Genomic DNA, 19,820 nt, shown 5'->3' on the forward strand with positions numbered 1-19,820 from the left:
GTGAATAGACGAAATTTCCTTAAAATATCGGCAGGGGGAGCGTTGTTGGCTGGCAGCACTTCAGCCTATTGCGCTGGAGCAGAAAACAGGCCACCAATACCTAATTCCCTCGGTATGTTATACGACTCGACTTTGTGTGTCGGTTGTCAGGCTTGCGTGACTAAATGTCAGGAAATTAACAATCCTGTACCGAACCCTGTTGGGGAAAAAACGTGGTCTAACAACGATAAATTAACACCTTATACCAATAATATTATTCAGGTATGGAGCAGTGGAACAGGGGTAAATAAAGATCAGGAAAAAGACGGATATGCCTACATTAAAAAACAATGTATGCATTGCGTTGACCCTAACTGTGTTTCTGTCTGTCCAGTTTCAGCGCTCAAAAAAGATCCTAAAACCGGTATTGTTCATTATGATGCCAGTATTTGTACGGGTTGCCGCTACTGCATGGTGGGCTGTCCGTTCAATATTCCAAAATATGCTTATGACGATAAATTTGGTGCTATTCACAAATGTGAATTGTGTAACCAAAAAGGTGTAGAACGTTTAGATAAAGGCGGCTTGCCGGGCTGTGTTGAAGTTTGTCCAACTGGTGCGGTAATTTTTGGTACTCGCGAAGAACTTCTCGCTGAGGCGCAAAAACGTTTGACGCTAAAAGCGGGTGAGCAATATGGCTATCCACGCCAAACGCTTAATAGTAATGACCCGAATGTCATGGCTGTGCCTAAATATGAATCTCATATTTATGGTGAATATGAAGCGGGCGGTACACAAGTTATGGTGTTATCTGGCGTGCCATATCAACATCTTGGATTGCCTGAGTTGGAGCAATTATCCACAGGGGCGCGGTCTGAGCATGTCCAACATACGTTGTACAAAGGGATGGTTCTGCCATTGGCAGCATTAGCCGGTTTAAGTTTCTTGGTGCATCGCAATACTAAGAAAAAAGATAATGAAGAGGACGATCATCATGACGACGCATCATAAAGAACAGCCTCTTGGCGGGCGTTTAGTCAGTTGGCCTGTGATTGTCTTTGGGCCATTTATTTTATTGTGTGTCTTTTTCATCATTAAACGGCTGGTTTTTGGACTGGGCTCTGTGTCAGATTTGAACGGTGGATATCCTTGGGGGATCTGGATTGCGTTTGACTTGTTGATCGGAACTGGTTTTGCCTGTGGCGGTTGGGCGTTAGCTTGGGCGGTGTATGTGTGCAACAAAGGTGAATATCACCCGTTAGTGCGCCCTGCATTACTGGCTAGTTTATTTGGTTACTCCCTTGGTGGCTTGTCGATTGCGATTGACGTCGGCCGTTATTGGAATCTGCCTTATTTTTATATTCCTGGATTCTTTAATACTAATTCAGTGCTATTTGAAACTGCGGTATGTATGACTATTTACATCGGTATCATGGCATTGGAATTTGCGCCTGCACTGTGTGAACGATTTGGTTGGAAAGTATCATTAAAACGCCTCAATAAAGTGATGTTTATTATTATTGCGTTTGGTGCTTTGCTACCGATGATGCACCAATCCTCGATGGGTTCATTAATGATTGCGGCAGGTTATAAAGTTCATCCTATTTGGCAAAGTTATGAAATGTTGCCGCTATTGTCATTGTTGACTGCGTTCATCATGGGCTTCTCAATACTTATTTTTGAAGGTTCTTTGATGCAAGCTGCACTGAAAGGGCAAGGGGCTGATGAGCGTCCATTGTTTGTCCGCTTAACGCGGATCCTTCAAGTGTTTTTGGTGCTGTTTTTGGCTTGTCGTTTTGGCGAGCTGATTTATCACCAAAAAATTCATTACATTATGGCATTTGATTTTTATTCAATGATGTTTTGGATTGAAATCGCATTGCTGGTCTTTCCGTTAATTATTTTCCGTTTACCTGCATTACGTAATGATTCCAGATGGCTGTATATCAGCGGTCTTAGCATGATGATCGGTGCGGCAATGTGGCGAATGAGCTATTCATTAGTGGCGTTCAACCCAGGTGGCGGTTATGAGTACTTTCCAACCGCAGCGGAACTATTAATTTCAATTGGTTTTGTGGCTATCGAGATATGCGCCTATATCTTGCTAATACGTCTATTACCAATTATCCCTGCATTAAAAAAATCTAATTTGAATCCTTCTCAGGCCCGAGGTAAAGCATGAGCCAACGTATAACAATTGATCCGGTCACTCGTATCGAAGGTCACTTACGCATTGATTGCGAAATTGAAGATGGAAAAGTCACTAAAGCTTGGGCTTCTGGCACCATGTGGCGCGGAATGGAAGAGATCGTTAAAGGGAAAGATCCTCGCGATGCTTGGATGATTATGCAGCGCATTTGTGGCGTGTGTACCACGGTGCACGGTATTGTTTCAGTGCGTACCATTGAAAACGCACTTAATCTTGATGTGCCTGTGAATGCGCAGTATATCCGTAACATGATCCTAGCGGCACATACGATTCAAGATCATATTGTACATTTCTATCAATTATCAGCGTTAGATTGGGTGGATATTACATCGGCGCTTAAAGCCGACCCTAATAAAGCAGCGGATATATTAAAAGGTGTATCAACTTGGTCGCTTAATAGCCCTGAAGAATTTACTCGCGTACAAGAAAAGATTAAAAGTTTAGTCGCCAGTGGCCAATTAGGTATTTTTGCCAACGGTTACTGGGGACACCCAGCGATGAAACTGTCACCGGAAGTGAATTTAATCGCTGTAGCTCACTATTTACAAGCTTTGGAATGCCAACGCGATGCAAACCGTATCGTTGCATTGTTAGGTGGAAAAACGCCACACATTCAAAACTTGGCGGTAGGTGGGGTGGCGAACCCAATTAATCTTGATGGTATTGGGGTATTAAACCTTGAGCGTTTGATGTATGTGAAATCCTTTATTGACCGTTTAGGCGATTTCATCGAGCAAGTTTATAAGATTGACGCTGCGGTAATTGCATCGGGTTATCCTGAATGGCTTGAAGTCGGACAAGGCGCGAAAAACTACATGTGTATGCCTGAATTACCGATGGATGGTAAAAATGGCAGCTTCTTATTACCGGGTGGCTATTTAGAAAATAGTGATTTTAGTACTTATCGTCCGATTACTAGCCACATGGATGAGTATCTGATTAACGGTATTAAAGAAAGTGGTAAGCACGCTTGGTATAAAGAAGATGAGCCGTTAGCACCGTGGGAAGGAAAGACTAATCCAGATTACACCGGATGGGATGAAGACGGTAAATACTCGTGGGTAAAAGCGCCGACATTTTATGATAAAACGGTAGAAGTGGGGCCATTAGCCGACCTGTTATGTAAATTGGCAGCGAAGCATGAGCCGACAGAAAAACATTTTAATGATGTGGTTAATCTGTATAAAACGCTCACGGGCAATAGCATTGAAATCGACCAACTTCATTCAACCCTTGGCCGTATTATTGGTCGTAGTGTGCGTTGTTGCGTTTTAAACGATACGTTATCAATTCAGTGGCAAGCACTGGTGGATAATATTGGTAAAGGTGATTTCACGACTTTCGTTAAACCTGTTTTCCCTGAAAATATGACTATCAAAGGCGTTGGTTTTGGTGAAGTTCCGCGCGGCTTGTTGTCTCATTGGGTGGTGATTAAAGACGGTGTTATTGAGAACTACCAAGCTGTTGTTCCTTCAACATGGAATTCTGGCCCTCGTAATTTTAATGATGAACCGGGTCCTTATGAACAAGCGCTAGTCGGTACACCGATTGCCGATCCATCAAAACCACTTGAAGTGGTGAGAACTATCCATTCATTCGACCCATGTATGTCTTGTGCTGTACATATTGTCGATACTGAAGGGTCTGAAGTGACTAAGGTTAAGGTGCTGTAATGCGTATTTTAGTCCTTGGTGTGGGTAACATTTTGCTCAGTGATGAAGGGATCGGTGTTCGGATCGTTGAAGCACTTGAGCAGCGTTACCATTTACCTGAATGTGTTGAAGTTTTAGATGGCGGAACGGCAGGCATGGAGCTCATTGGGCCCATGGCTGATCGTGACCATCTGATCATCGCCGATGTGGTGCTGTCTAGTCAGAAACCCGGCAGTATTTTAGTGTTGCGGGACGCCGAAGTTCCCGCACTCTTTACCCGTAAGATTTCGCCTCATCAGCTTGGTTTATCTGATGTGTTATCCGCATTACATCTCACTGATGAATTTCCACAAAAATTATCGTTAGTCGGCATTGTGCCTGACTCGTTGGAGCCACGTATTGGTTTGACTGCAATTGGTCAAGCTGCGCTGGAACCTGCATTACAGAAAGTGATTGAGATACTACGCAGTGAAGGTCTAGACATTGTAGCGAAAGAAGAGCGTTTACATGCCTGATGAAATTAGCAGTAATGAAATCAAGGGTTATGAAAATAACCCTCAGGAACTCGTTCAAGCAGCATTTGAGCGAGTCTCGAAGCAGTCTATGCATGATCTTTCATTTCTTCATCCTACAATGGGAATCTATGCGAGTGAATTTGCTTTATTTGAAAATCAATGGGTTGGCGTTGTCATAACCCCTTGGATGCTTAGTGCTATGATTTTGCCGGGGCCAAACCAATATTGGCCTCACCGTGCTATAGGTGAAAAATTAGGGTTAATACTACCCTATGGAGAAATGACCTATACGGTGGGGGAATTAGAAGGCCTCACGCAATACCTTGCTTGTTCATTGATGTCACCGTTGGATAGAACTTTAAGTGCAGAGCAAGGGCTTCATCTTGTGGATGATTGTCGCCGTATCTTGCTGTCATTACCGATAGTTGACTCCAATATACCAACCTCACCAGCACGTAGAGACTTATTTACCCGCCATATGAGAAATAGTGATGCATGAAGTTTCTCTGTGCCAAAGCACCCTTGAGATTATTGAGCAGCAAGCCAAACAACATGGCGTGAGCAAGGTCACGGGGGTGTGGCTAGAAATTGGAACGCTTTCTTGTGTCGAAGAAAGTTCGTTTCGTTTCTGTTTTGATATCGCGTGTCGCGGTACGGTTGCACAGGGAAGTCAGTTACATATTATTTATCGACCCGCGCAAGCTTGGTGTTGGGATTGCTGTGAAAGTGTTGAAGTTAGTGAGCACCATTCTGTTTGTCCTAAATGCCAAGGTCTAAACCTTAAAGTGGAAGGTGGAGACAGTTTAAAAATCAAAGAGCTCGAAGTGGAGTAGTTCAGCGCCAATGGCATTTCAGGTTTATCTTAGTGAAACTATCTAGCCTAATTTTGAGGTTAATCAACCCTTTTTTTTGATATTGGACTACTCTAATTTTAGAAAACGTAGTTGGGAGCGAATCTTATGTGCAGTACTTGTGGATGTGCAACAGGCGAGCGTCGAATAGAAGGTGATGAGCATAATCATCATCACGATCACCACCACGATCATCACGAACACAGTCATGACCATGATCATCATGAACATAGCCATGACCACCACCATCACGATCATCATGACCATAATCATGAAAACCATAATCACGACCATGACCATGAAAAAGAGGGTCAAACCGTGATTATTCATCACCACTATTATCATCAAGGTGATGTCCATAACCATTATCATCAGTATGAACCGACTTCAATTGATGAAAAAGCAAAGAAACAAAAACATAAGCACAAACATAAACATGTTTATGAAAATGTAGAAAAAACATTTATACCCGCAGGTGAACATCATGATCTCGATTATGGTCACGGTGAAGCCGGAACTCATGCCCCTGGTATGAGCCAAAAACGCATGCTGCAAATTGAAATGGATGTGTTAGGCAAAAATAACCACCTTGCAGAGCATAACCGCGAAGCATTCGTCGAAAAAAATATTTTAGCGCTAAATCTAGTTTCGAGTCCCGGTTCAGGGAAAACTACCTTGCTAACTGAAACGCTGTTACGTTTACGTGACAAAATCAATTGTGCGGTTGTTGAGGGAGACCAACAAACCACTAATGATGCGCAGCGTATTCGTGAAACGGGTGTGCCCGCTATCCAAGTAAATACCGGTAAAGGTTGCCATTTAGACGCACAAATGGTGCACGATGCGGCGGCTCGCTTAAATCTAGAAGATAACAGTCTTTTATTTATTGAAAATGTGGGTAATTTAGTTTGTCCTGCCAGTTTTGACTTAGGTGAACGTCATAAAGTTGCTGTGTTATCTGTCACTGAAGGGGAAGATAAGCCGCTTAAATATCCGCATATGTTCGCTGCCGCAAATATCATGATTTTAAATAAAATCGATTTACTGCCTTACCTGCATTTTGATGTTGATGCTTGTATCGCTAATGCAAAACGAGTAAACCCTGATATTCAAGTGATCAAACTCTCAGCCACAACGGGAGAAGGCATGGATGCATGGCTGGCTTGGTTGGAGCAACAGCTATGTGCTTAGGTATTCCAGGAAAAGTTGTTGCAGTAGGTGAAGATATTCATCAATTGGCACAAGTTGACGTTTGTGGTGTTAAACGTGAAGTGAATATCGGGTTAATCTGCGAGGGTGATACTGCTGATTTATTGGGGCAGTGGGTATTGGTGCATGTAGGGTTTGCGATGAGCGTGATCAATGAAGAAGAAGCGCAATCCACACTAGATGCCTTAATGGCCATGAGTCAGTTAGAGCATGAAGTCGATGATTTTAGTGGGCTAAACGCTGGAGCCGCAGATGCAGTATGTCGATGAGTTTCGTGATCCGGCCTTAGCTAAAGTACTACTGAATCATATCAATCAGCGTGTTGCACAAATACCACGTGCGAAACAACGCCCATTACAGCTAATGGAAGTGTGTGGCGGTCATACCCATGCCATTTTTAAATTTGGCATTGACCAACTATTACCCCCTGAGATTGAATTTGTGCATGGACCGGGCTGTCCGGTCTGTGTACTGCCGATGGGGCGTATTGATGGTTGTATCGATATTGCTAAGCACCCTGAAGTCATCTTTTGTACCTATGGGGATGCGATGCGTGTTCCCGGAAAAAATGGCTCATTATTGGATGCTAAACGTCTAGGGGCTGATGTCCGAATTGTCTATTCTCCACTAGATGCGCTATCTCTTGCGGAAAAAAATCCTAATCGAGAAGTGGTTTTCTTTGGACTCGGTTTTGAAACCACAATGCCGAGTACGGCACTTACATTGCAGCAAGCTCGCCGTCGTAACCTCAAAAATTTCTCCGTATTTTGCCAACATATTACTATTATTCCCACCCTTCGTAGTTTGTTAGAGCAGCCAGATGTGCGTATTGATGGTTTTCTGGCGCCGGGGCACGTCAGCATGGTAATTGGCTCGCATCCTTATGCGTTTATTACCGAAGAGTTTCATAAACCACTAGTGGTGACAGGTTTCGAGCCGTTAGATATCTTGCAAGCTCTTGCCATGTTGGTGGATCAAATTGCAGATGGTCGATGTGTGGTTGAAAATCAATATAAACGTATTGTGACTGAAGACGGTAATCACCTTGCATTGGAAGCTTTGGCCGATGTTTTTGAATTGAAAGCATCCAGCGAATGGCGTGGGTTGGGCGAAATCGCCGGTTCCGGTGTGCAATTAACCGCGGATTATCAATCTTTTGATGCAGAGAGTCGTTTTCACGTTCAGCCGTACCAAGTCGCTGATGATCCACAAGCGCGTTGTGGTGATGTATTAACTGGGCGATGTAAACCTATCGATTGTGCTTTATTTGGTAAACGCTGTACGCCACAGACTGCATTCGGCGCCTTAATGGTCTCTTCTGAAGGCGCTTGTGCGGCGTATTATCAATATCGTCGGGAGCCACAACAATGAACCATAAAATGAACTTTACTGCCAATGATGTAGTGACCATGGCTCATGGAAGCGGTGGTCAGGCGATGCAGCAATTAATCGAACAACTATTTTTACAGGCTTTCGCTAACCGTGCTTTGAATGAGCGGGAAGATCAGGCGCGTTTATCTCTACCTGAATTAAGTGCCCTTGGAGATCGCCTCGCATTTAGTACTGACAGTTATGTTATCGATCCTATTTTTTTTCCGGGTGGAAATATTGGTAAATTAGCTGTATGCGGTACGGTGAATGACGTCGCGGTCAGTGGTGCTATCCCTAAATACCTCTCTTGTGGCTTTATTTTAGAAGAGGGATTTCCGTTATCTGATTTGCATACCATTGTGGAATCAATGGCGGCAACGGCAGCAGCAGCTGGCGTTGAAATTGTCACTGGCGATACAAAAGTGGTTCAACGCGGCGCAGCAGATAAAGTTTTTATCAATACCGCAGGGATCGGTGTGATCCCGACAAATATTCAGTGGGGCACGCAGCAAATTCAGCCGGGAGATAGTGTGATTGTCAGTGGGACTTTAGGGGATCATGGGGCAACCATTTTGAATTTACGGGAACAATTGGGACTTGAAGCTGAACTCAGTAGCGATTGTGCCGTATTGGCTCCATTAATTGAACCTCTGCGTGCTATTGAGGGCGTGAAGGCGTTACGGGATGCAACGCGTGGCGGTGTTACCGCAATTTTACATGAATTTGCTGATGCTAGTGGTTGCGGTATCTCGATAACAGAAGCGGATTTACCCGTATCTTCTGCGGTTCGTGGTGTATGTGAATTGTTAGGTTTAGAACCGCTTAATTTTGCGAATGAAGGCAAATTAGTGATTGTGGTGAAACCTGAAGTTGAAAAACAAGTGTTAGCCGCATTACAGCAACATCCGCTTGGTGTAAATGCAGCGGTTATTGGCAGCGTCACTGAGAACAAACAAGTCAAATTAGTGGGTATCTTTGGGGCATCAAGGCTGTTGGATTTACCGCATAGCGAACCATTACCTCGTATTTGCTAGATACTCAAACAAGCACTAAAACGGACTATAGAAGGATTTATGATAAAAAAACTGATTGTTGCGATGCAGGCGGCCTGCTTTTTAGGACTTTCATTACAAGCTCAGGCTGCCGATCTACAAAATAGCCAAACTTTACGCTTAGCGATAGGCGCAGAACCGACAGAAGGTTTTGACCCAATGTTGGGCTGGAGTCATGGCAGTTATTTACTTCTTCATAGTCCGCTATTAAAGCAAAATGCAGATTTGTCTTGGCATAGCTATATGCTAGAAAGCTATAAACATAATGATGATGGTAAAGAGTGGATTTTAACCTTGAAAGATGGCTTAAAATTCTCTGATGGTTCGCCGCTTGGCGCAAAAGATGTTGTTTTTACTTACAACAATGCGGCAGCAAGTGGCGGTAAAGTGGATATGGGTAATTTCGCAAAAGCGGAAGTGATTGACTCTCTTACGGTAAAAATGACTCTATCATCCCCACAAAGTACCTTTATCAATGTATTGGGTTCGTTAGGTATTGTTTCAGCTGATAAATATGATGCAAAAACCTATGCGCACAATCCTATCGGTGCAGGTCCTTATCGCTTAGTGGCGTTCCAACCGGGTCAACAGCTAATTGTAGAACGTAATCCGTACTATGCAGGGCCAAAAAATAGTTTTGATAAAATGGTATTTGTTTTTCTTGATGAAGACGCAGCATTTTCTGCGGCACTTAGCGGTCAACTAGATATCGTGCGTATTCCTGCTGTGGCAGCAACCAGTGTAGGTCAAGTTGCTAATATGAAGCTAACAGAGCGCTATAGTGTTGAAAATCGGGGGATTTCTTTCCCAATTCCTCCTGCGGGGGAAAAGGATGCACAAGGTAACGCTATCGGTAACGATATTACTTCAGATGTCGCGATTCGTAAGGCAATTAACTATGCACTTGACCGTAAGCTATTAGCTAAATCGGTATTAGAAGGCTTTGCTATTCCTGCTTATACTGGGGTTGAGGGGCTTCCATGGAATAACCCTAAATCGAGTTTTAAAGATGGTGATCTTGAAAAAGCCAAAGCAATTTTGGAAGACGCTGGCTGGAAAATGAATAAAGATGGCCTGAGAGAGAAAAACGGCAAAGTGGCAAAACTGACCCTATGGTATGCCAGCGGTGACACCACACGTCGAGATTTAGCTCAAGCTATTCGCGCTAGTTTAAAACCTATCGGTATTGAGATGGATTTAAAATCAGGTAGTTGGGAAACGGTAGAGCGCTATATGCATTCAAATCCAACCTTGTTTGGTTGGGGCAGCCTTGATCCAATGGAATTAGTCCATAACTACAGCAGTAAAGCGGCGGGTGTAGGTTTCTACAATGCAGGCTATTATAAAAATCCAGCTGTCGATGAGTTAATCGAAGAAGCGCTTCGTCAACCAGACCAAACCGCAGCGATACCTTTGTGGCAAAAAGTAGATTGGGACGGTAAAACCGGTACTGGTATTCAAGGTGATGCGGCATGGGCTTGGCTCATGAATGTTCAGCATATTTATTTACAGAATAATTGTGTTGAACTTGGCAAGAGTGCGCCAGAAATTCACGGTTCTTGGTCTGTATTAAATAATGTTGATGAATGGGCTTGGACCTGTCAGTAATGCGGTCAGCAATTGGGCTTTTTTTTCGATTTATCTGTTTATTGACGGTAACTGCGGCAGGTATTTTTATCCTGCTGAGTTATTCGCCAATCGATCCGATCAAAGCCTATATTGGTAATGATTTAATGCATGTTCCCCCAGAGCAATATCCGCTGATTGCGGCTCGCTGGGGGCTTGATCAGCCATTGTGGATGCAGTTCTGGCGTTGGTTTTCGCAAATATTACAAGGGGATATGGGATACTCCATGCTGTATAACACCCCTGTTATACAGGTAATCTCCGACAGGTTAGTGCCATCATTAACATTATTGTTCTGCGCATGGGTATTTTCAGGCGTAGTGGGGTTCGGGTTGGGGGTGATCGCCGGACGTCATTTAAATCGCTGGCCCGATAAACTCATTTCACTATTTTGTTATTTATTAGCTTCTATCCCTGTTTTTTGGATTGGTTTATTGCTTTTATCACTGTTTGCTGTGTCATTACAGTGGGCGCCCATTTGCTGCGCTTGGCCGATAGGTTTGGATGAGCAAACCGCAACTTTTTCACAGAAACTGCATCACCTTGTTTTACCCGTTATGGCTTTGGGGATGCTAGGGGTGGGAACGATTGCATTGCATACACGTGCAAAAATTGCTGATGTGATGAACAGTGAATTTATTCATTATGCGCAAGCTCAGGGAGATAAAGGCTGGGCAATGATGCGTTTTCATGTTTTAAAACATGCAATTACTCCTGCTATTTGTTTACAATTTGCCTCAGTAGGGGAATTACTCAGCGGGGCGCTTTTGGCTGAAAAAGTATTTGCTTATCCCGGTTTAGGGCAAGCCACAATTGATGCGGGATTACGAGGCGATATCCCACTTTTAATGGGGATCGTTTTACTCTGCGCTGCGGTGATTTTTTTCAGTAATACTGCCGCCGATATCATTTTGAGGAAAGTGAATAAGGGAGTGATCCGAGCATCATGACCTATAATCCTAATCGCGCGTTAATTCGATTATTTATTTCACTGTTGCTGCTTGTCATATTGGCGTTGTATGCATTCAATTTGTTACACACTGATATTGAAATGAATTTACTCGACCGTCGGCAAGCGCCTTCTTTTGCGCACTTTTTTGGTACTGATAATTTAGGGCGCGATTTATTTGATAGAACTTTTCAAGGACTGGCAACCAGTTTACAAATAGGGTTAACTGCCGCAATCTCCAGTGGTTTTATCGCACTTGTCATGGCTGCGCTATCATCATTAAATAAAACCACTGATTACCTCGTACGTGGGGTTATTGATGCTTTGCTCGCTTTACCACATTTATTGTTATTAGTTTTAATTTGCTTCACTTTAGGTGGCGGGAAAGTAGGTGTGATTTGGGCTGTAGCATTGACGCATTGGCCAAAACTGACGTTAATTTTGCGTTCGGAATTACTTCGTGTGCAGCAAACAGACTACATTATGTTATCAAAACGGATTGGAAATAGTGCTTTTTACCGTTGCCGATACCATTACTTACCCACTATTTTGCCTCAATGGATGGTAGGAACTTTATTAATGTTTCCACATGCAGTATTGCATAGTGCCGCTTTAAGTTTCCTTGGATTCGGTTTATCGCCCCATGAGCCTTCGTTAGGTATTTTGTTGTCAGATGCACTACGTTACCTCAGCACTGGCGCATGGTGGCTGGTGGTCTTCCCCGGTTTAGCTTTGATAGGTTTAGTGCTGTTATTCGATCAGTTTGCAAAGGCATCCCAACAACTGTGGTTAAGGGGGGGAGCATGTTGAGGTTTGATAATGTGACTGTTGATGTCGCACAATTTGGCTGGTTCAGCAAAAAGCGTTGGTCTCCTCTATTGAATGATATCTCATTGGATGTCTTACCCGGTGAAATGGTGGCGCTGGTGGGAGGGAGTGGCGAAGGTAAAAGTATCCTCTTACAAAGTGCTTTAGGATTACTGCCTGATAATATGCGTTGTCATGGAAATATCGAGTTGAATGGCAATGCATTAACAGAAAAAACGAAACCACTATATCGAGGTAACTCCTTGTGTTATGTGCCGCAAGGTGTCAGTGCATTAAATCCACTCATCCCTATAGGTCCTCAATTAGAGCGTGCAGCAGTGCTCAGTGGACAACATATCAAAATGCATGATGTGGCTCAGCACTTGCAACAGTATAATTTGCAAGCAAATTTAGTGAATAGCTATCCAAGTAAATTATCTGGAGGAATGGCGAAGCGTGTTTTGGCATCTAGTGCCACATTATCAAAAGCACAATATATTTTAGCGGATGAAATATCGTCTTGGTTAGATGATGAACATGCTATTTTGCTTCTGGAAAATATGAAATCACTGTGCCGTGAAGGACGAGGTATTTTGTGGGTTACTCACGACTTAGCCATGGCTGTTCGTTTTGCGGATCGCATTGCTTTGCTACGCAATGGCACTTTAGAAGATATTTTAAGTAGCCAAAAATTAAAGCAAGGCGGTGGGGGAAAATGGCTGCAATCTCTATGGAATGCATTGCCTGAACATCAGTTTATGGCAATGAAATAATGAAAACGAATAACATGCTAGAGGTTCAGAATTTATGTATTGAACAAGGTGGTCACCGGCTTTGGGATAACCTTTGTATTTCATTATCGAATAATGAGCGGCTCGGTATTTCTGCCCCTAGTGGATTTGGTAAAACCACATTAGGGCGTGTTCTAGCGCAATGGCAGCCGCTTTCCCAAGGGACTATTCTATTTGAAGGTAAACCATTAGCTCAGCATGGCTATTGTCCGATACAGCTGGTTCCCCAGCATCCTGAGAAGAGCTTTAATCCTTACCGTAAAGTCGGCGATAGTTTACATGATGCATGGAAACCCGATGCACAATGGCTTGCATTATTTTCAATTAAATCTGAATGGCTAGAAAGACGTCCTAATGAGCTTTCTGGTGGTGAACTCGCACGTATTGCGCTATTAAGAGCACTTGATCCGCGAACTAAAATATTAATTGCCGATGAAGTGACTGCGCAATTAGATTCACACTTGCAGCAGGATATTTGGCAGCAATTAATTAAATTATCCAAAGAGAGACCCCTTGCGATGATTATTTTTAGCCACAATAAATCTTTACTCGAAAAAGTCTGTACATCAGTAATAACAACTAATTAGAGTAATAAAAGGGTTGTAACATTATTCTATACCCAAACTAAGTATGCACTTAAAATAATCAGGTGTGGTGAATGTTTCAAATGTTAGACCTTTTAAGTGTAAGTTAATTATAAACACCCTGTTTATATATCATAATATACATAAATGTTACCCTTAATATAATATAATATTGTGTCTTTACTAGATTGATATTAATAAGTGATTATATGCAAGAAGAAATAATTAAAACGCTACTTGAATTGACATTTCGGGGTAATGACGATGTGAAGATCGAAGCAATATCAGCGTTAGGTGATTATGAGGCAACGCTAGAGCAACAAGATGCAGTGAGTCGATTGATTGAATTATGTAAAGATCCGAACAGAGAAGTAGCTGTATCTTCAATTAAATCATTAAGTAAACTATCATCGTATTTTATTAAAAAATAATACCTATTTAAATTGTTTTTTATTATTGGGAGTTAATGACTTTATTTGAATATCTTAAAGTGAGTTAAATTGTTTTGCTTTATTTTAATCATCAAAAAAAGAGTATATTAAACTTAATAATATTGTGATAAAAATAAACAGCCAGATAATTATTTATTATTGATTCACACAAGAGGTTTTCAATGAAGAAAATTTTTATTTCTAGTATTTTGGCTGTGACCGCAGCATTCTCTTTTAGTGCTATGGCCGCTGACACGAGTAGTGTCACACCTGAAAAAATGACCTGTCAGGAATTTATTAATTTGAACCCACAAAGTTGGGCACCTGTAGCACTCTGGGTCACTAATCAGGAAACGCAGTTTAAAGGCGGTGATTATGTCGCATTAACTGAACAAAGTATCACAGAAGCCCCTCAGATTGTGGCATTCTGTAAGAAAAAGCCTGAAGGCACATTACAAGATTATTTAGCGTCAAAAAAATAAGTAAGCATTATTTTTAAAGTAAATTTAATAGATGTTTGCTTTTGTTTAGTACAAAAGCAAACACTAGATAGTAGGGCATAATACAAAGACTGATTATTTATGATAAGAATTTTTGTTTTACTTTATTGGCTCTTGAGAGTCTGTAACTTAAATTTTTCCAGTTAGTTTGCTATATTTTTTGTTCTTCCTCAAAATCTTTATCCTTTCCAATCAATGTACTTTTAGCTGCTTTTTCAAAATAGTGAAAAAACAGTTTTAATCCTTTAGTTCAAATTCTATATGCTCAGGCGTTAGCTAACAAAAAGTTTGGTTATTAACTATTCGCTTCTTTAATTTCACAATAAAGTAATTTCCTTAAAAACTCTTTCATCATCATATAATTAGCATTTATACTGAAAATGCTAGATTTCATTGTTTTTAAGTAAAGCAGAATTTTTGTTAGCTATAATTAAGATATAGATCACAAAATGGTCAAGTCTTGATTGAGCTCCTATAATAATCTAACTAATATTCAGTTAGTCTAAAAAAAAGTTTGGTATAATATGAAGATTATTCAGGACAATTTTGAAATGTTTTTGGCTGTAATGAAAGGTGTTGCAGGCCAATTTGGTGAGAGTTGTGAGGTGGTGTTGCATGACCACAGTAAAGGGCTCGAAAGTAGTATTGTTGCCATTATTAATGGCCATGTGACAAAACGTAAAGTGGGTGACCCTAGCAGTAATTTAGGTCTTGAAGTTTTGCGTGGTACTGATGTTGATGGGGATAAATATAATTATTTTACCCAAACTAAAGATGGCAAAATGTTACGCTCAACATCGATTTACTTGCGTAACGATGAAGGAAAAGTAGTAGGTGCTTTATGTATTAATCAAGATATTTCTGAGTTTATTGCTGCAGAAAAGGCAATTCAAGGGATTACTCAGCGAAATAGCATTGAGCAAGACACAGTAAAAGAAGTTTTCGTAACTGATGTAAATGAAATTTTGGATCATCTTATTCAAGAATGTATTCAAGTGATAAAAGTTCCCGTCATTAACATGACTAAAAAAGATAAAATGGATGCTATTAAATTTTTTGATATCAGAGGTGCTTTTTTAATAAAAAAATCGGGTGAGAAAATTTGTGAATTTTTGAATATATCTAAATATACCCTTTACACATATTTAGCTGAATTAAAGGGGGAAGACAATGATAATGAATAAAAGAGGAATTTATGCCAATAACACCTTATGTTGCTTTAGATTTACAGCAACTAGAAAAAAATGTCCGAGGAATGACAAATAAATTAACACTACAAGGTATTGAACATTGGCCTCATGTTAAAACACATAAATCTATTGAATTAGCAAAGTTTGAAATTGAATGTGGCGCAAAAGGCATTACTTGTGCCACATTACAGGAAGCGACTGTAATGGCTAAAGGGGGAATTAATAATATTCTTTTGGCGTATCCAATGGTCGGAGTAGAAAAATGCCAGCAATTTGTACAGTTAGCTAAATTAGCCAATATAAGAACAATAGTTGATAGCTTACAAGGAGCGGAACAACTATCTAACGCTGCAACGAACGAAAACCTTATTATTGATATTTATATTGCCATTGACTACGGTGCGCATCGTGAAGGTATTCAGCTGGAAGATTTAGAGAGTTTTGCATTAAAAATTAAAAAATATACGGGCTTGAATATTATTGGTGTATTTACTTATGCAGGTACAATTTATCAATATACAACAGAACCAGAAATACGTAAAGCCGCTAAAGCAGAAGCTGATTTATTATTATTATGTGCACAAAGACTGAGAGCAATAGGTATTGATATACAAAGAACATCTGGAGGTTCAACATTATCATCTTTTTATGCTGAAGAATTAAAAGGCATAACAGAGTCTCGAGCAGGTAATTTTATTTTTGGTGATATGAATGCAATATATGCGGGTATTTATACTCCCAAAGATTGTGCTTTAACGATTAGAACATCAGTTGTGAGTATTCCTATTAAAGGATATGCAACAGTAGATGCAGGAACGAAAACATTAACATCAGATCAATCTGCTGAAGCTGGATATGGCTACATTGTTGAGGAACCTAATATTAAGCTTGTTAAGCTTAATGAAGAGCATGGATATCTTCGTTACGATCCAGAGACAATAGAATTAAAAATTGGTGATATATTAAATATTATTCCAAATCATAGCTGTGTAATTCCAAATTTAACTAATAAAATTTATGCATTAAATAATAACGAATTAGATCATATTATAATACCAAACGCACGATATTAATTATCGGAGAGTAAAATGTATCAATTAAACAATAAGCAACAAAATGAGTTGCTAGAGCTTCTTTGTGCCTTAATTAGAAACAAATCTGAAAACCCACCAGGTGAAGAACAACAAGTTGCTGAGTTTATTTATACTTACTTTAAGCGGGAAAATATAGAGGTTGAACTCCAAGAGGTTGCACCAGGTCGACCGAATGTTATTGCGCATTTAAAGGGAACAGGTAAAGGAAAGCATCTTTTATTTAATGGTCATATTGATGTAGTTCCTTGTGGCTGTGGCTGGAGTAGTGAGCCGTTTGACCCCGTAATTAAAGACGGCAAAGTGTTTGGTCGTGGAGCTGCTGATATGAAGTCAGGGGTAGCAGCAATGATGTATGCTGCTACGTTATTAACGCGTAATAAAGATCAATTTTCGGGTGAATTAACATTAATTTTTAATGTTGATGAAGAACGAATTAATCTCGGCATGCTGCACTATATTAAAGATGGAATTACAGCCGACTATGCAATAATTGGTGAGCCAACCTCACTCGATGTGTGTATTGCTCATAAAGGTGTCAGTCGTTATAACTTAAGTACAAAAGGTACTGCAGGGCATGCAGCTAAAACACGTTATCCAGATAGCGCCATTGCTAAAATGGCTAAAATACTACCAGCATTGGAACATCATCGCTATTTAGTTGAAGAGATTGAACATCCATTATTAGGTAATGCTTCAATGATTATTACTACAATTAAAGGGGGAACTGCACCAAATATTGTTCCACAACATTGCGATATAGAGATTGATAGGAGGTTAATACCTGGCGAAAATCAGCAGGAAATAGAACAAAAAATTCACCAAGCAATTGCTGATTATAATGAGCAAGAATTAATTGAATACGAACTCGATAATTATTTATTTATACCTGCATCTGATATTTCAAAAGATCATGAATTAACAGTATTAGCCCTTGATGCAGTAAGTCGATTTACAAAACGAGATGCGCAACCACAAATATTTGAAGCTACTTGTGAAGCACCATTTTTTTCGGTAACGAGTAATATCCCAACATTGATTATGGGGCCGGGTGGTTTGGCTCAGGCTCATATTAAAGATGAATTTGTTGAAATTAAAGAGTTATATCTTGCAGCTGAAATATATTATGACTTAGCAAAAGATATATTAAATAAATAGGATGTGTTAATGATTATTGAACAAAAATTAAAAGAAAAAGGGATTATATTAGCAATGCCAGGGAAACCTAAGTTTTCTTATGTTTCAATTAAACAATGTGGTGATTTAATTTATACATCAGGCCACGATTGTAAAAAAAATGGGAATTTAATTTATAAAGGTTCGTTAGGAAAAGAGCTCACACTAGAACAAGGGCATGAAGCTGCCAAACAATGCATTATTAATATATTCTCCTCACTGAAAGATTATTTAGGTGATTTAGATAGAATTGATGAATGTATTAAGTTACTTGGCTTTGTTCAAAGTACGACTGAATTTAAAGATCAACCCTATGTGATGAATGGAGCATCTGATTTTTTAATCGAAATATTAGGTGAAAAAGGAAAGCATGCGCGTTCAGCAATAGGAACCAATACTTTACCTTTTGATACACCAGTTGAAATTGAACTCATAATAAAAATTAAACCTGAATAATAAAAGAAAATATATTAAAAATATAAATCTGCGGAATGTTATTAAATTCCGCAGGGTCCGATTACGTCTTAAAGGTACTTAACTATGTCACTACACGCGAGTAAAAGATTAAAGCGTTGGCAATTTATTGCGCTGACATTCTTATTGATAGCAGGCATTATTAACTTTCTTGATAGAGCCTCACTTTCAATAGCTAATTCTACTATTAGTAAAGAACTTGGTTTTAGTGCAACCCAAATGGGGTTATTGTTATCCGTTTTCTCTTTCGGTTATGCGCTTTGTCAATTACCGATAGGTATGGTAATGGAGCGTTTTGGGGTTAAAAAAATCTATGGCTTTGGTTTATTTTTATGGTCACTTGCGCAGACAGTGACGGGCTTTTTATCTTCATTTACCCACTTGGTTATTGCTCGCGTAGTTTTAGGAGTTGGTGAAGCACCACATTTACCAACAGGCGTAAAAGTCGTTAATGATTGGTACAATATTCGTGAACGTGGATTACCAATGGGTATTGTAAACATGTCCTCAACGCTGGCACAAGCATTAGCACCTCCATTGCTTATTGCTTTGATGCTTGCATTTGGTTGGCGTACCATGTTTATTATTATTGGTATTAGCGGGATTATCCTTTCTATTCTTTGGTTTATTTTTTATCGTAATCGTGAACAATTAGATTTAACTGAAGAAGAGCTGAATTATTTAAATGATGGTGCTCCACCGTCATCAACAAATAAAGTGACATTTAAAGAATGGGCATCCTTATTTAAGCAGCGTTCTTTATGGGGCATGATTATTGGTTTTAATGGTGTTGGTTATATGGTTTGGTTATATCTAACATGGCTACCTGCTTATCTTGAAAATTCTCGAGGATTGAGTCTAGAAAAAACAGGTTGGGTGGCGGCTATTCCTTTCTTGTTCGGTGCATTAGGAATGTTAGTTAACGGTGTTGTAGCTGACTGGGTTGTTAAGCGCGGTGCCGATAAAATGAAAAGTCGTAAATGGATGATTTGTTTAGGGCTTCTTTTTGCAGCAATGTTTACATTGCCGGCAGCATATACTGAAAGTACTGCGTCAGCTGTTGCTTGTATTAGTTTAGCATTATTCTCAATCCACTTTGCAGGTACCTCGGCTTGGGGATTGATTTTAGTATCAGTACCTTCACGCTTGATTACCTCGGTGAGTGGTATTCAGAATTTTGGCGGATTCATTGGTGGATCTTTTGCTCCTATTATTACAGGTATGATTGTTGATAAAACGCATTCATTTACATTGGCACTAGTTGTTTGTGCTGTTGTCGCATTTCTAGCATCACTGGTTTATTTTTTCTTTGTTAATGAGCCAATTAAAGATCCAGCAGAAATGAAGTTGCAATCTATTTAGT

22 protein-coding genes are annotated in these 19,820 nt (G+C 40.2%); all 22 read left to right on the forward strand.

Annotated elements, in window-relative coordinates:
• The 22 genes from hybA to AAZR93_RS11995 all read left to right on the forward strand — a co-directional run bounded on the left by hybA (window position 1) and on the right by AAZR93_RS11995 (window position 19,819).
• Window positions 1-990: a hydrogenase 2 operon protein HybA gene (gene hybA / locus AAZR93_RS11890; protein ID WP_294106686.1), complete on the forward strand. Its 990-nt coding sequence runs from the start codon at window positions 1-3 to the stop codon at window positions 988-990.
• Window positions 974-2,161, forward strand: a complete 1,188-nt coding sequence (gene hybB / locus AAZR93_RS11895; protein WP_336430366.1) for a Ni/Fe-hydrogenase cytochrome b subunit — start codon at window positions 974-976, stop codon at window positions 2,159-2,161. The genes hybA and hybB overlap by 17 nt, the downstream gene beginning before the upstream one ends.
• Window positions 2,158-3,861: a hydrogenase 2 large subunit gene (gene hybC, locus AAZR93_RS11900; RefSeq protein ID WP_294106689.1), complete on the forward strand. Its 1,704-nt coding sequence runs from the start codon at window positions 2,158-2,160 to the stop codon at window positions 3,859-3,861. The genes hybB and hybC overlap by 4 nt, the downstream gene beginning before the upstream one ends.
• Complete coding sequence (locus AAZR93_RS11905; RefSeq protein WP_336430369.1) at window positions 3,861-4,355, forward strand: HyaD/HybD family hydrogenase maturation endopeptidase; 495 nt, start codon at window positions 3,861-3,863, stop codon at window positions 4,353-4,355. The genes hybC and AAZR93_RS11905 overlap by 1 nt, the downstream gene beginning before the upstream one ends.
• A complete protein-coding gene (gene hybE / locus AAZR93_RS11910) occupies window positions 4,348-4,854 on the forward strand; it encodes a hydrogenase-2 assembly chaperone (protein ID WP_336430372.1) in 507 nt (168 codons plus the stop codon). Before AAZR93_RS11905 ends, hybE begins: the two co-directional genes overlap by 8 nt.
• Window positions 4,847-5,188 (forward strand): hydrogenase maturation nickel metallochaperone HypA, encoded by a 342-nt coding sequence (gene hypA, locus AAZR93_RS11915; RefSeq protein ID WP_294106693.1) that lies wholly within the window; start codon window positions 4,847-4,849, stop codon window positions 5,186-5,188. Before hybE ends, hypA begins: the two co-directional genes overlap by 8 nt.
• Window positions 5,189-5,314: 126 nt before the next feature.
• Entirely contained in the window at window positions 5,315-6,397 is a 1,083-nt protein-coding gene (gene hypB / locus AAZR93_RS11920; protein ID WP_434719923.1) for a hydrogenase nickel incorporation protein HypB, read from the forward strand.
• A complete protein-coding gene (gene hybG, locus AAZR93_RS11925) occupies window positions 6,388-6,684 on the forward strand; it encodes a hydrogenase maturation factor HybG (protein WP_336431506.1) in 297 nt (98 codons plus the stop codon). Before hypB ends, hybG begins: the two co-directional genes overlap by 10 nt.
• Complete coding sequence (hypD, locus tag AAZR93_RS11930) at window positions 6,668-7,786, forward strand: hydrogenase formation protein HypD (protein ID WP_434719924.1); 1,119 nt, start codon at window positions 6,668-6,670, stop codon at window positions 7,784-7,786. Before hybG ends, hypD begins: the two co-directional genes overlap by 17 nt.
• Before the next feature lie 8 nt (window positions 7,787-7,794).
• Window positions 7,795-8,820 (forward strand): hydrogenase expression/formation protein HypE, encoded by a 1,026-nt coding sequence (hypE, locus tag AAZR93_RS11935; protein ID WP_434719993.1) that lies wholly within the window; start codon window positions 7,795-7,797, stop codon window positions 8,818-8,820.
• A gap of 39 nt (window positions 8,821-8,859) precedes the next feature.
• Window positions 8,860-10,446, forward strand: a complete 1,587-nt coding sequence (locus tag AAZR93_RS11940; RefSeq protein ID WP_434719925.1) for an ABC transporter substrate-binding protein — start codon at window positions 8,860-8,862, stop codon at window positions 10,444-10,446.
• The gene (locus AAZR93_RS11945) at window positions 10,446-11,414 is read left to right on the forward strand and encodes an ABC transporter permease (protein WP_434719926.1); all 969 of its coding nucleotides are present in this window, start codon (window positions 10,446-10,448) and stop codon (window positions 11,412-11,414) included. The genes AAZR93_RS11940 and AAZR93_RS11945 overlap by 1 nt, the downstream gene beginning before the upstream one ends.
• Window positions 11,411-12,223 carry an ABC transporter permease gene (locus AAZR93_RS11950; protein ID WP_336430380.1) on the forward strand — a complete coding sequence of 271 codons (813 nt, stop codon included), beginning with the start codon at window positions 11,411-11,413 and terminating at the stop codon, window positions 12,221-12,223. Before AAZR93_RS11945 ends, AAZR93_RS11950 begins: the two co-directional genes overlap by 4 nt.
• Window positions 12,217-12,993, forward strand: a complete 777-nt coding sequence (locus AAZR93_RS11955; RefSeq protein ID WP_294106701.1) for an ATP-binding cassette domain-containing protein — start codon at window positions 12,217-12,219, stop codon at window positions 12,991-12,993. The genes AAZR93_RS11950 and AAZR93_RS11955 overlap by 7 nt, the downstream gene beginning before the upstream one ends.
• Window positions 12,994-13,007: 14 nt before the next feature.
• The gene (locus AAZR93_RS11960) at window positions 13,008-13,598 is read left to right on the forward strand and encodes an ATP-binding cassette domain-containing protein (protein WP_434719994.1); all 591 of its coding nucleotides are present in this window, start codon (window positions 13,008-13,010) and stop codon (window positions 13,596-13,598) included.
• Between the two features lie 206 nt (window positions 13,599-13,804).
• A complete protein-coding gene (locus AAZR93_RS11965; RefSeq protein ID WP_294106703.1) occupies window positions 13,805-14,026 on the forward strand; it encodes a HEAT repeat domain-containing protein in 222 nt (73 codons plus the stop codon).
• A gap of 182 nt (window positions 14,027-14,208) precedes the next feature.
• Window positions 14,209-14,508: an HdeA/HdeB family chaperone gene (locus tag AAZR93_RS11970; RefSeq protein ID WP_434719927.1), complete on the forward strand. Its 300-nt coding sequence runs from the start codon at window positions 14,209-14,211 to the stop codon at window positions 14,506-14,508.
• Window positions 14,509-15,050: 542 nt separating this feature from the next.
• Entirely contained in the window at window positions 15,051-15,710 is a 660-nt protein-coding gene (locus AAZR93_RS11975; protein WP_294106707.1) for a helix-turn-helix transcriptional regulator, read from the forward strand.
• Between the two features lie 11 nt (window positions 15,711-15,721).
• A complete protein-coding gene (locus tag AAZR93_RS11980; protein WP_434719928.1) occupies window positions 15,722-16,789 on the forward strand; it encodes an alanine racemase in 1,068 nt (355 codons plus the stop codon).
• A gap of 15 nt (window positions 16,790-16,804) precedes the next feature.
• Window positions 16,805-17,965: a M20 family metallopeptidase gene (locus tag AAZR93_RS11985; protein ID WP_294106711.1), complete on the forward strand. Its 1,161-nt coding sequence runs from the start codon at window positions 16,805-16,807 to the stop codon at window positions 17,963-17,965.
• Window positions 17,966-17,974: 9 nt separating this feature from the next.
• Entirely contained in the window at window positions 17,975-18,439 is a 465-nt protein-coding gene (locus tag AAZR93_RS11990) for a RidA family protein (RefSeq protein ID WP_434719929.1), read from the forward strand.
• 84 nt (window positions 18,440-18,523) lie between these two features.
• The gene (locus AAZR93_RS11995) at window positions 18,524-19,819 is read left to right on the forward strand and encodes an MFS transporter (protein ID WP_294106714.1); all 1,296 of its coding nucleotides are present in this window, start codon (window positions 18,524-18,526) and stop codon (window positions 19,817-19,819) included.
• Window position 19,820 lies beyond the last annotated feature (1 nt).

The organism is Providencia sp. Je.9.19 (assembly GCF_051129765.1).
Taxonomy (GTDB): Bacteria; Pseudomonadota; Gammaproteobacteria; order Enterobacterales; family Enterobacteriaceae; genus Providencia.

Coding starts and splice junctions, on each gene's coding strand:
- hybB (WP_336430366.1), top strand. CDS start 974: ATGACGACGCATCATAAAGAACAGCCTCTTGGCGGGCGTTTAGTCAGT.
- hybC (WP_294106689.1), top strand. CDS start 2,158: ATGAGCCAACGTATAACAATTGATCCGGTCACTCGTATCGAAGGTCAC.
- AAZR93_RS11905 (WP_336430369.1), top strand. CDS start 3,861: ATGCGTATTTTAGTCCTTGGTGTGGGTAACATTTTGCTCAGTGATGAA.
- hybE (WP_336430372.1), top strand. CDS start 4,348: ATGCCTGATGAAATTAGCAGTAATGAAATCAAGGGTTATGAAAATAAC.
- hypA (WP_294106693.1), top strand. CDS start 4,847: ATGCATGAAGTTTCTCTGTGCCAAAGCACCCTTGAGATTATTGAGCAG.
- hypB (WP_434719923.1), top strand. CDS start 5,315: ATGTGCAGTACTTGTGGATGTGCAACAGGCGAGCGTCGAATAGAAGGT.
- hybG (WP_336431506.1), top strand. CDS start 6,388: ATGTGCTTAGGTATTCCAGGAAAAGTTGTTGCAGTAGGTGAAGATATT.
- hypD (WP_434719924.1), top strand. CDS start 6,668: ATGCAGTATGTCGATGAGTTTCGTGATCCGGCCTTAGCTAAAGTACTA.
- hypE (WP_434719993.1), top strand. CDS start 7,795: ATGAACTTTACTGCCAATGATGTAGTGACCATGGCTCATGGAAGCGGT.
- AAZR93_RS11940 (WP_434719925.1), top strand. CDS start 8,860: ATGATAAAAAAACTGATTGTTGCGATGCAGGCGGCCTGCTTTTTAGGA.
- AAZR93_RS11945 (WP_434719926.1), top strand. CDS start 10,446: ATGCGGTCAGCAATTGGGCTTTTTTTTCGATTTATCTGTTTATTGACG.
- AAZR93_RS11950 (WP_336430380.1), top strand. CDS start 11,411: ATGACCTATAATCCTAATCGCGCGTTAATTCGATTATTTATTTCACTG.
- AAZR93_RS11955 (WP_294106701.1), top strand. CDS start 12,217: ATGTTGAGGTTTGATAATGTGACTGTTGATGTCGCACAATTTGGCTGG.
- AAZR93_RS11960 (WP_434719994.1), top strand. CDS start 13,008: ATGCTAGAGGTTCAGAATTTATGTATTGAACAAGGTGGTCACCGGCTT.
- AAZR93_RS11965 (WP_294106703.1), top strand. CDS start 13,805: ATGCAAGAAGAAATAATTAAAACGCTACTTGAATTGACATTTCGGGGT.
- AAZR93_RS11970 (WP_434719927.1), top strand. CDS start 14,209: ATGAAGAAAATTTTTATTTCTAGTATTTTGGCTGTGACCGCAGCATTC.
- AAZR93_RS11975 (WP_294106707.1), top strand. CDS start 15,051: ATGAAGATTATTCAGGACAATTTTGAAATGTTTTTGGCTGTAATGAAA.
- AAZR93_RS11980 (WP_434719928.1), top strand. CDS start 15,722: ATGCCAATAACACCTTATGTTGCTTTAGATTTACAGCAACTAGAAAAA.
- AAZR93_RS11985 (WP_294106711.1), top strand. CDS start 16,805: ATGTATCAATTAAACAATAAGCAACAAAATGAGTTGCTAGAGCTTCTT.
- AAZR93_RS11990 (WP_434719929.1), top strand. CDS start 17,975: ATGATTATTGAACAAAAATTAAAAGAAAAAGGGATTATATTAGCAATG.
- AAZR93_RS11995 (WP_294106714.1), top strand. CDS start 18,524: ATGTCACTACACGCGAGTAAAAGATTAAAGCGTTGGCAATTTATTGCG.